We start from the raw sequence: 8,939 nt of genomic DNA on the forward strand, positions 1-8,939 counted from the left end.
AGAGGGGCTGGGGGTGAGGGCAAAACTCATACAGCTGTAGGGGTTTAGCATGCTAAACCCCTACTGGCAAGCGAAGTTTGAAGGGTAAAGGAACGAACCGCGTACCACTTCGTGGAAGCAAGCTACGCGCAGCGCCATGCCCTGAGCTTGCCGTACCACTTCGTGGAAGCAAGCTACGCGTAGCGTCTCGTAGAGAAGGGTCTCGTAGAGAAGAAAGAAGGAAAGAAGAGAAATTATGCAATTGAGAACCGCTATATATTTAAGAGCGCTATCAAACTGTACTTAACAGTACCTTTTTTTGTGCTGGATATTTTTAATATTGATAAGAGTACCTTATTTAATCAACGAGATTTTTGCTATTTGTACTTATAATAGTATTTTTACTTACTTAAAATCAAATATCAGCCTTGCCTTGTGCTAGATAAAACCTAAATATGAAAAATCATCCCGAATACTGCTAATTTAGTTAGTATTTTGAGTGAGATGTACTTAAATTAAGGAAGAAATTCCCTAAAACCAAATATATTTATTCAACAGATTTTTTCATCCTTATTCCTGAGTGAACTCGATTAGTTATGCTCCTAGATTTAGAAAGATTTTATCAGGCTTGCAATCCCAGCAGACCTCTAATTATAGGAAATGCCAGCGATCGCAGATACTATATCGATTTTGCTGCGGTGCGGGGTGGCAAAATCATCGAGGCTTTGCAGCGCACGATCGCTATAATATCCCCGGATGCTCCAACCTGTCAACTATTTACAGGACATCTCGGTTGTGGAAAATCAACGGAGTTGTTGCGCCTGAAAGCTGAGTTAGAGGAACAGCAATTTCATGTAGTTTACTTTGAGTCTACCCATGTGTTAGAAATGGCAGATGTGGATGTGACTGATATTTTGTTAGCGATCGCTGGACAAGTAAGCGAAAGCCTAGAAGCTTTGAAAATTAGGTTTAAGCCTAGCTACTTTACTAAGTTGTTTGGTGAACTCGTGGATTTCCTGCAAACGCCAATAGAACTTGGGGTGGAAGCAGAGTTGTCTGTGGGGATTGCCAAAATTACAGCTAAGGCTAAAGAAAGTCCCCAATTGCGGCGGCGCTTAAGAGATTATTTGGAACCGCGAACAGCAAATATTTTACAGTCAATTAATCAAGAATTACTAGAACCTGCCACCAAGCAACTGAAAGCTAGGGGTAAAAAAGGATTGGTAGTGATTGTTGATAATTTGGATAGAGTCGCAATTCGGCCTTTACCATCGGGGCGATCGCTGCCAGAATATTTATTTATTCAGCGTGGTGAACAGTTACGCAAACTAAATTGTCATGTAGTCTACACTATTCCTTTAGCGCTGACTTTCTCCAACGATAGCGCCGAACTTCAACATCGTTTGGGGGGAGGAGTCGCACCAAAAGTGTTGCCGATGATACCTGTGCGTTTGCGCTCTGGGGAGATTTTCCCGCAAGGGTTAACAATGTTGCGGCAAATGGTGCTAGCTAGAGCTTTTCCCGATATTTTAGCTAGCGATCGGTTAGGCTTAATTACAGAAGTGTTTGATAGTTTGGAAACCTTAGATCGATTGTGCCTGATTAGTGGTGGTCATGTACGCGACTTGCTAGGGTTACTGTTTGACTGTCTGCGAGAACAAGATCCACCTTTTGAGCGGGAGTGTGTCGAGTTGGTAATCCGAAGACAACGGGATTACCGAACTAATGCTATCGACCCTCATGAGTGGGAATTAATCTTTCAGGTAGTGCAACAGCAGAGAGTTAGAGGTGATATAGAATACTATACTTTATTGCGAAGTTTATTTGTATTTGAATACCGCGATCATCAGGGAGCTTGGTTTGCCGTCAACCCAGTTTTAGCAGAGACAGAAAAATTTAAGTCATGGTTGAACGACACCCACAAGCAGATATAACAGCAGCTAATGAGCGAGCTTTGAGAAATTTGGGGAGAGCAATTGCCCTTTCTAACGGTCAATTCTCCTTAGTTTTGGTGTGCTGCAATTATCGAGTTTTGCAAGAGCGAATGCTGCAACAACTCGAAGAACTCTCTTCAGGAGTACACCAAATTCAAAAGGTAGTTTTGCCGCATAATGCTAGAAGTCTTTACACAAGTATTCATTTACAACTGCTAACCGAAAAGAATCCGCCATCGGCGTTGATGATTTTGGGTTTAGAGTTGGTAGATGGACTTGATGATTTATTGAGGTCTATTAATCATATTCGTGATGAATTTCGCAAACGTCACCCGTTTCCGATGATTGTCTGGGTGAATGAGGAAGTGTTGCAAAAGGTAGTGCGTTTAGCACCAGATTTTGCTAGTTGGGCGGCGACACCGATTCGGTTTGAAATGACAACTGACTCCTTGCTGCAATTTTTGCAACAGGAAACTGACTCTTTATTTGCTACGGTGTTACCAAAGGATGCTGCACAACACCAACCTCCTGAAGTTGCAAAGCACTATTCCACTGTGGAGCAAGTCTGGAAACATAGCTATGAACTCCACTTTGCTATTAAAGAGTTGCACAATCGTGGTATTAGCTTAGAGTCAGAATTAGACGCTAGTTTAGAATTTGTTTTTGGTCTAGATGATTATATTAGCGATTGCATTCATCCAGCTTTAAACCATTTTCAGCAAAGCTTGGAAGTTTGGCAAAAGTTGGCAAAAAGAAAGACTGGGGGGAATGAGGGGGAAATCAATTCAAAATTCAAAATTCAAAATTCAAAATTGAATAAAAAGACTGAGGGAGATGAGGGGGTATTTTCTTTGCCTATGCCTCCTAATCGGCCATCTCCTCTACTTTTGCGAGAGGGAATTTTACTGTTTTATATTGGGCTGTGTTATTGTCGTTTTGCAGAGCAAAATCAAACTGAAAACCGCCGCCATTGGTACACAGCTAAATCTTATTTTCAGCAATGCTTAAATGTTTTAGAAGTGGCGGGGCGTTTAGATATAGTTGCTGAATTCATTAATCAACTCGCTGAAGTTTTGCAATATCTGCAAGAGTGGGAAGAATTGCAGACGGTTGCTCAAAAGTCTCTGGAGTTACATCAAACTTATGGTACTCAAATTGAATTAGCTTGTGACTACGGTTTTCTGGCGCAAGTGGCTGTGCAGCAGTCGCGCTGGGTACAGGCGAGCATATTAGCACACGTATCACTGTTAAAATTAGGTGAGGCGCAAAAGCACAACGACCCTTACAACTGCTTATTTCCATTATTATTGGGGCAAATTTACTATTTAGTTTTAGCGAAAGCCCAGCGAAATTTAGGTGAGTTAGAAATCGCGCGTGAATACCTAGATAAGGCGACAAAAGAACTACCAGCAGCTTTAGAAAGCAGCGCTCATCAATACGATGCCCATCGTTATATTCGCTTATTGCGGAGATTGCGATCGCTCTACTTTGAAGAAGGACGCTATCTGGAAGCCTATTATATTCGACAGAAACGGCGTTCTGTTGAGCAACAGTACGGTTTTCGGGCTTTTATCGGTGCGGGACGCTTGCAACCGCAAAGACAGGCGACAAATCCAGCATTGATGTCACCTTCTGGAAGTAGTAGCGTTGCTTTAGAAATTGCCGCTTCTGGTCGAGAGCGTGATATTAATAACTTAATTGGCAGAATCAGCCGCGCCGATCAAAAGCTGACGGTGATTCACGGTCAATCAGGAGTGGGTAAGAGTTCGACTGTCACGGCAGGCTTAGTTCCAGCATTGCAAAATCGAGCTGTTGGCGATCAAATAGCCGTGCCTGTGGTATTGCAAGTTTACACCGATTGGGCGCGAGAATTAGGAAAATCTCTAAGTGAGGCGATGTCTAGTGACGCCTCCCTTGCCGTGTATGCTGATATTAAGTCAGAAGTAGCCATTGAATCGGAGGCTTTGCCTTACTCTGGCATACCGTTAACCATCGTTAGTATTTTACAACAACTAAAAGAAAATGCCGATCACAATCTGATCACAGTTTTAATTTTTGATCAATTTGAAGAATTTTTCTTTGGTTATAGCGATCGCAATCAAAAGCAAGAGTTTGATAAATTTATTAGTGACTGTCTCAAAATACCCTTTGTGAAAGTGATCCTTTCCTTGCGCGAAGATTATTTACATCGGTTATTAGATTTTAAACATCTTTCGGCACTGGAAGCGATTAATCATAATATTCTCGACAAGCATATTCGCTACCAGTTAAATAACTTTTCGCCAGAATATGCGAAAGCAATTATCCGAAAATTAACAGAGCGATCGCAGTTTAATTTAGAACCGGCTTTAATTGATGCCTTAATCGAAGATTTATCAACAGAATTTGGAGAAGTCCGCCCGATTGAATTGCAAGTTGTGGGAGCGCAAATTCAAGATGAGCGTATTACTACACTAGAAGAATATCAGCCATATCGACCGAATAAACTGATTGAGCGATATATTAAGGAACTGATTAAAGACTGCGGATCAGAGAATGAACGAGCCGCGTTACTCGTCTTATATTTATTAACAGATGAAAGTAACAACCGACCTTTTAAAACTCGTGCTGAGTTAGCGGCACAGCTAGCAGAGTTAGAAGATGCTGAGAAATTAGACTTAGTATTAGAAATTTTAGTGCGTTCCGGTTTAGTGGTACTATTCCCTGATGTACCAGAACGCTATCAACTGATTCACGATTATTTAGTATCGTTGATTCGCTACCTGCAACAACAAGAATCGAGCTTACAGGTACAACTAAACCAGCTACGCCAAAAAGTAGAACAGAGTCAAGCTGAGATTGAACGACTTAAAAGCGAACTTAGCCAAAAAAAGCAGCGTTCCAAATTGGTAGATTCTCATCCCCAACCGGGTTTGGACTTATTAACAGAATTGCGAGAATTACACAAGCGGGAAGAATTGAGTCAGTTAGAAATTGAACATTTGCGGGCTGAACTCAAAGAAAAAGAGTTAACAGCTAAACTCGCAGAAAGTCAAAAGAAACAACGGATTAGTGAAGCTCAATTAAATCGTTCGTTGAAAATTGCCCTAACTGCTTGTGTTCTCGCCATATTGGGATTAAGTGTTTCTATAGTGACAGCAGTAGATAGCGAAATTAAAACCCTGAGTGCATCCAGTGAAGCCCTCTTTGCTTCCCAAAAAGGTATTGATGCTTTAAAGGAAGCTTTAAAAGCTGGAAGAAAATTAAAACAAACAGTCTGGATAGATTCCAATACAAGAGAGGAAGTACAAACAGCACTCTATCAAGCAGTTTCCAGCGTCAGAGAATATAACCGCTTAGAAGGGCATATCTCTGGAGTAAATAGTGTTACATTTAGTGGCGATCGCACTTTAATTGCCTCAGGTAGTGCGGATAATACAATTAAACTCTGGCGTCCCGATGGTAGCTTGGTTAAAACCTTGTCGGGACATGATGATGTAGTTAATAGCGTCAGTTTCAGCCCCGATAGTCAAATAATTGCTTCCGCCAGTCAAGACAAGACAGTAAAACTGTGGAATCGGGATGGTCAACTGTTTGCTACTCTATTAGGACATGAAGCTGTAGTGAATAGTGTTAGTTTCAGCCCTGATGGTCAAACTATTGCTTCGGCGAGTTCAGACAAGACAATAAAACTTTGGAGTCGGGATAGCAAGCTGCTCAAAACTTTGCTCTTACATGATGGTGCAGTCTTAAGTGTCGCTTGGTCGCCTGATGGTCAAACTTTTGCTTCCGGGAGTGCTGACAAGACGGTAAAATTGTGGAGTCGGGATGGTAAGCTGCTCAAAACCTTGCAAGGACATAATGATGCAGTCAAAAGTATAGCTTGGTCGCCTGATGGGAAAGCGATCGCTTCTGCTAGTTTAGACCAGACTATCAAACTGTGGAATCTGGAGGGTAAGCTACTGCGAACCTTATCGGGACATAGTGGTGGAGTTACCAGCGTCAGTTTTAGCCCTGATGGTAAGACAATCGCTTCTGCAAGTACCGACGAGACAATTAAACTTTGGAGTTTTGAAGGTGTGCTGCTCTTAACCCTGAAGGGACATAATAATTGGGTGAATAGCGTCAGTTTCAGCCCAGACGGTCGCACCCTCGCTTCTGCAAGTCGGGACAAAACTATTAAACTCTGGCATTGGGATGATGTGTTATTGCGAAAGCCGAAAGCTGATAATGATGATTGGGTAACTAGCATCAGTTTTAGCCCAGGCGATCGCACCTTAGCAGCAGCGAGTCGAGACAAAACTATAAAACTTTTCAGTCGAGATGGTAAACTAATCCGTATTTTCACGGGGCATCAGGGTCAAGTTTGGGGCGTTAGTTTTAGCCCCGATGGTCAAGTAATTGCTTCGGCTAGTAAAGATAAAACGGTGAAGCTTTGGAGTCTTGACGGTAAATTACTCAACACCTTGCAGGGTCATAATAGTGCCGTCTTGGGTGTAGCTTGGTCGCCTGATGGTAAAGTAATCGCCTCGGCTAGTAAAGATAAAACAGTAAAACTTTGGAGTCGGGACGGTAAACTACTCAACACCTTGCAGGGACATCAAGACGCGGTGAATTGGGTCAGCTTTAGCCCAGATGGTAAATTGCTAGCCTCAGCCAGTGATGACAAAACCGTGAAAATCTGGAGTGTGGATGGTAAATTGCTATACACATTAACTGGTCATAGTCGCCGAGTAAATGGGGTTGCTTGGTCGCCTGATGGGAAAGCGCTCGCTTCAGTTAGCATTGATAGCACAGTGAAGATTTGGAGTCGAGACGGTGATTTGCTCAATAATCTCCCTGGCGATGGCGATAGTTTCATCAGTGTCAGCTTTAGCCCCGATGGTAAGACTCTAGCAGCCTCCAGTGATGACAACGTGAGGATTTGGAACCGAGAAGGGACATTGCTGATTGCTTTAAAAGGTTATAAGGATGAATTAACCAGCATCAGTTTCAGCCATGACGGTAAAACTTTGGCTGCGGGTAGTGCTAACGGTGCGGTGATTTTACAGAATTTGGCGGATATCCAACTGGAAAAATTACTGACACGGGGTTGTGATTTACTACACGATTATTTGCAGACTAATCAGAAGGTAATGAAGAGCGATCGCGCCTTGTGTTCTGGTAGGTGATGCAGAAGAATGATGAAAGGCAATATATATTACAGCACAAATCATATATTTGAACCACATCTGTCGTAGGGGCACAGCATTGCTGTGCCCCTATCGCGTGGTCTATTTACCTGAAAACAGCTGTAAATTAATTATCTATTCAAATAATCATAATTCATGCAAAAAATCGTATCCGATCCAAAAATAATGATGGGCAAACCTGTCATTTCATGAACTCGTATTACAGTTGAATTAATTCTTGAAAAGCTTGCTGCGGGTGAAACACCTCAGCAAATACTCGAAGCGTATCCGCGATTTAGCGATGAAGGAATTAAAGCAGCTTTGGCATTTGCGGCTCAAGCTTTGCGGTATGATGTGGTTTATCCAACGATTGAGAAAACTTCTTATGGAATAAACAGTGTGATCTGTTAAACTTAAACAAGCACAGAATGCGATGTCTACGACGGGCGTAGATCCAGCACTTCTTACATCCAAGTATTTTTAATACAGTAAATAATTGGCGCAAGCGATCGCCCCACTTTACCCTTTGAGATTTCCCTACAGGATTTATACAACAAGGTGAGGTTTGATCTGGTTGAACCTGAAGCTAGAACCAGTGTAGTCTGTTTGATTTGCTAAAATTCTATCAACTCGATAAACTGAGCAGAAGACAGACAATATTATGCAGGCCATTTAGTGCTGTAGGCTTTAGCAAATGACTCGGTAATTCCCTTCGTTTTAGCTCGAAACGGAATATCTATCAGAATATAAAACAACCATTTTGCAGCTAGATAAAACTGTCGTTCTTTGATAAATACAAATAGACGATTCGGTGTTTGCATAACTTGATAATAAGGATGATTATGCCAATTTTTATTCAACTCTACCTTTGTCAGTAGTCGTTTTAGCATCAATATAAACCCAAGAATTAACAAGCCATAGTACTGGAAAATAGATCCATATTTCAACTTTTCATAAAGGTGATTCAAATCTCCACCTAGTCCTCTCCATATTCTGTTTTCAGCAGGAGCCTGGAAATGATCTGCTTTGACTGTTTTAGCCTTAATAATCTTGAAACCATGCTTTTGTATTCGTCGTGCTAACTCGTGTTCGTCGCAAGCACTGCTTCTAAAATATCGAAGATTTGTATCGAAGCGAAAATGATCAAAGATTTCTCGTCGTAATGACCAGAGGCTACCAGTGCCAAATGTTGTTGTTCCTTTGCCAGAACCACCATGTTCGTAAATACATCCCCAAATAGTCATTACATCTGGGTCTTCTGTGTAGATTTTGATTAATTCATTAAAGCAATCAGAGAATAGACTTACATCGTCGTCCATCAGGACGACAATCTCACCTTTGGTGTGAGCAACACCGAGATTCCTAGAAAAGCAAGCCCCTTTGTTATGATTATTTCGTAGAATAAGAAGGTTTTTTATATTCTCGTCACCAGTCTTGAGAAAGCTTTGTGTATCGTCTGTTGAGGCATCATCAACTATTACTACCTCATAGTTTGGATAGTTGAGTTTAGCGATCGCTGGAAAACTGTGGCTACGTAAACTTGAGGCTCTATTATATGTTGCAATTACAATAGATATAAGTGGTTGTTCCATATACTTTAATCTGTATATATTTTCTAATGTATTTAATTGAAAATTCTAAAAATTCAGATGAGAAAATTTCTGAAATACTTAATCTATAATAATTTGACTAAATTTATATATGTTACTGTATATTTACTTAAAATTATAACAAATGAAAAAATAAAATCTCAAATACTCAAAATAGCAATTTTTAGAAACAGTCAAGCGATCGCCGCGAAAGTTTTCACTGGCAAGCAGTAACAAAAACTGTTATTATGATGTCTATTCTTGTTATAAGGAAATAGATACATGAA

4 protein-coding genes are annotated in these 8,939 nt (G+C 41.0%); 3 read left to right on the forward strand and 1 reads right to left on the reverse strand.

Translation table 11 applies throughout. The features are described 5' to 3' along the window. The first annotated feature begins 575 nt into the window (after positions 1 to 575). The 3 genes from ACYTXL_RS33615 (at position 576) to ACYTXL_RS33625 (ending at position 7,474) form a co-directional block, all read left to right on the forward strand. Positions 576 to 1,913: a P-loop NTPase fold protein gene (locus ACYTXL_RS33615; RefSeq protein WP_461928360.1), complete on the forward strand. Its 1,338-nt coding sequence runs from the start codon at positions 576 to 578 to the stop codon at positions 1,911 to 1,913. Then, entirely contained in the window at positions 1,883 to 7,063 is a 5,181-nt protein-coding gene (locus ACYTXL_RS33620) for a WD40 domain-containing protein (protein ID WP_461928361.1), read from the forward strand. The genes ACYTXL_RS33615 and ACYTXL_RS33620 overlap by 31 nt, the downstream gene beginning before the upstream one ends. A gap of 219 nt (positions 7,064 to 7,282) precedes the next feature. Next, positions 7,283 to 7,474, forward strand: coding sequence for a DUF433 domain-containing protein (locus ACYTXL_RS33625; protein WP_461928363.1), 192 nt, complete (start codon positions 7,283 to 7,285; stop codon positions 7,472 to 7,474). Between the two features lie 248 nt (positions 7,475 to 7,722). On the opposite strand, the gene ACYTXL_RS33630 is transcribed toward ACYTXL_RS33625, so the two are convergent. Continuing rightward, positions 7,723 to 8,655 carry a glycosyltransferase family 2 protein gene (locus ACYTXL_RS33630; protein WP_461928362.1) on the reverse strand — a complete coding sequence of 311 codons (933 nt, stop codon included), beginning with the start codon at positions 8,653 to 8,655 and terminating at the stop codon, positions 7,723 to 7,725. Positions 8,656 to 8,939 lie beyond the last annotated feature (284 nt).

It is taken from the genome of Nostoc sp. (assembly GCF_054880495.1).